At 70.8% G+C, this 2,667-nt stretch carries 2 protein-coding genes; one reads left to right on the top strand and one right to left on the bottom strand.

The window, feature by feature from the left end:
• Positions 1–1,546, bottom strand: a 1,546-nt coding sequence (locus tag IJH84_RS14370) for a condensation domain-containing protein (protein ID WP_295145217.1), incomplete at its 3' end; no start/stop codon positions are given.
• A 300-nt stretch (positions 1,547–1,846) separates the two neighbouring features.
• Here IJH84_RS14370 and IJH84_RS14365 point away from each other — a divergent pair.
• On the top strand, positions 1,847–2,667 hold an 821-nt coding region (locus IJH84_RS14365), incomplete at its 3' end, for a gamma-glutamyltransferase (protein ID WP_295145214.1).

Raw genomic sequence — 2,667 nt, 5'->3', positions numbered from 1 at the left:
CGAACTCGGCGAGCAGGTCGGCCGTCGGCGTGGCCCGGTGGCCGGTCCGGTTCCACTCGCGCACGACCAGCTCGGCCTCCGCCGGTGCGGGGACGGGCAGTGCGGACAGGCCGGCCGCGGGCCTGCGGGCCAGTGCCGCCAACGCGCTGCGGTAGTTCTCGACCAGGCGCCGCGCGGTTGCCGCCTCGAACAGGTCGGTGTTGTACAGCAGTGAGCCGACGAGTTCGCGGCCCCGCACTTCCAGCCGCATCTCCAGGTCGAAGCGGGTGTTGCGGAACCCCGTCTCGAGCCGTTCGACGGTGGCGCCCGGCAGTTCGGGCCGTTCGACCTCGCGGCCGCCGTCGAACCAGATCTGGAACAGCGGGTTGCGGTTGGCCTCCCGCCGCGGCGCGACCTCCTCCACGATGCGCTCGAACGGGATCTGCTCGTGGCTGTGGGCTTCGAGCGTGGTTTCGCGGACCACCTCGAGCAGCTCGTGCAACGTCGGGTCGCCGTCCCAGCGCAACCGCAGCGGGATCGAGTTCACGAAGAAGCCGATGAGCCGCTCGAGTTCGGTGGTCGAGCGGCCTGCCGCTGGGGTTCCGACGACGAGGTCGCCACCCGGGCCGTACCGCGACAGCGCGGCGGCGAAACCGGTCAGCAGCACCATGAACAGCGAGGCACCGTGCTCGTTGCCCAGCGCGCGGAGCTGATCGGTGATCTCGGCGGGGACCACGTAGCCGACCTCGTCCGCCTGTCCGCTTAGGACCGACGGGCGCGGGTGGTCGGTGCGCAGGGGGATCGGGTCGGGGGCGGCGGCGAGGTTTTCGCGCCAGTACCGCAGGTGCGGGATCGCCTCCGGGCCTTCCAGCCAGGCGCGCTGCCACGCGGCGAAATCCGGGTACTGGATCGGCAGCCGCGGCAGCGGGTCGGTCTCCCCCCGGGAGAACGCCCGGTACGCCGAACGGAGTTCGTCCCACAGCACCTGGATCGACCAGCCGTCCACGATGATGTGGTGCAGGTTGATCTGCAGGAAGTGGCACTCGTCCTGCCAGCGCCACAAGTGCGCGCGCAGCAGCGGGCCGGAGACGAGGTCGAATCCGCGCGCCGCGTCCTGCGCGACCGCGTCCCGGGCGAATTCGCGCGCTTCGCCGATCGAAGCCGCGGGAACCTCGGTGACCGGCAGCTCGAAGCCGTGCGGCGGGTCGATGATCGGTCGCGGTTCTCCGGCGCGGTCGGCGAAACGGGTGCGCAGAACGTCGTGGCGGCGCCACACGTGTTCCAGCGCCTGCGCCAGCGACGTGGTGTCGAGGGGGCCGTTGATCTGCCAGAGGCTTTCGACGGTGTACATGGCGGACCGCGGAACGAGTTGTTCGAGAAACCACAGCCGCCGTTGCGCGAACGACGCCTCGTCCGGCTTTTCCGGATCGCGCGGGGAGATCTCCGGAACGGGCGCAGAAGTGTTCGCAGCCCCCCGCAACCGCATTTCGACGAGCTTCCGTTGTTCCGCGGACAGCTCCCGGACGCGGGCATCGTTTCCGGCCGGCCTGCCAGAGTTGACCGTCATGGCGGCAACGATAGGCGAGCCGCGTCGAGAAGTGGTGCGCGTTCGGTGTCCGCCCGGGGCGCGGTCCGGTGTTCTCCCGCGCGCGGAAAAGCGCGAGGAGATGGCGGGACGCTCCTGTCTCGCCGGCGAGACAGGCGTGCGCACCGCCCCGGTTCCCTGCCCGGTCAATTAAGCTCGTGCCGCGGAATTGTGCAGTGCCCAAAAGGATTCGGCGGTGGGCCAGTGAACTTTGCACGACCGGAACTCAGGGGAACGCATGGCGCGGTAGCGTCCACGAATTGGCTGGCCTCGGGAGTCGCGATGGCCGTTCTGGAGCGGGAGGGGAATGCCTTCGACGCTGCGGTGGCGGCCGGATTCGTGCTGCAGGTGGTCGAGCCGCATTTCAACGGTCCGGGCGGCGATGTTTCGATCGTCGCGCACCGGGCCGGGACCGAGGACGCCGTGGCGGTGTGCGGTCAAGGCCCGATGCCGATGGCCGCGACGCCCGAGCGGTTCGCGGAACTGGGACTGGACCAGATCCCGGGCTCGGGGCTGCTGCCCGCTTGCGTGCCTGGAGCGATGGGGGCTTGGCTGCGGCTGCTCGCGGAGTTCGGCACGAAGCGGCTGGCAGAGGTGCTCGCGCCGGCGATCGGCTACGCCGAGTCCGGCTTCCCGGTCCTGCCGGAGATGGCGCGGGCGATCGAGACGATGTCCCCGCTGTTCAACACCGAATGGCCCAGCTCGGCACAGGTCTACCTGCCGCACGGCGCGGCACCGCCCGCGGGCTCGCGGTTCAGCAACCCGATGCTGGCCGAGACCTACCGGCGGTTGCTGGGCGAGGCGGAGGCCGCCTCCGCCGATCGGGAGGAGCAGCTGGGCGCAGCCCACCGGGCGTTCTACGAAGGCTTCGCGGCGGAAGCGATCGACAAGTTCGTCTCCGCCGGTCCGGTGCTGGACGCGACCGGGCGCCGCAACCCGGGGCTGCTCACCGGGCAGGATCTCGCGGGCTGGCGGCCGGAGGTCGATCGTGCGCTGCACCAGCCGTACCGCGGGGTGGACGTGTTCAAGCCCGGCCCCTGGTCGCAAGGCCCGGTGTTCGCCCAGCAGCTCGCGCTGCTGGAAGGCTTCCCCCTCGGCGACAT

The organism is Saccharopolyspora sp. (assembly GCF_017434145.1).
Taxonomy (GTDB): domain Bacteria; phylum Actinomycetota; class Actinomycetes; order Mycobacteriales; family Pseudonocardiaceae; genus Saccharopolyspora_C; species Saccharopolyspora_C galaxeae.
The sequence above is the reverse complement of the archived record's forward strand: the minus strand, read 5'-3'. Positions and strand labels throughout refer to the sequence as shown.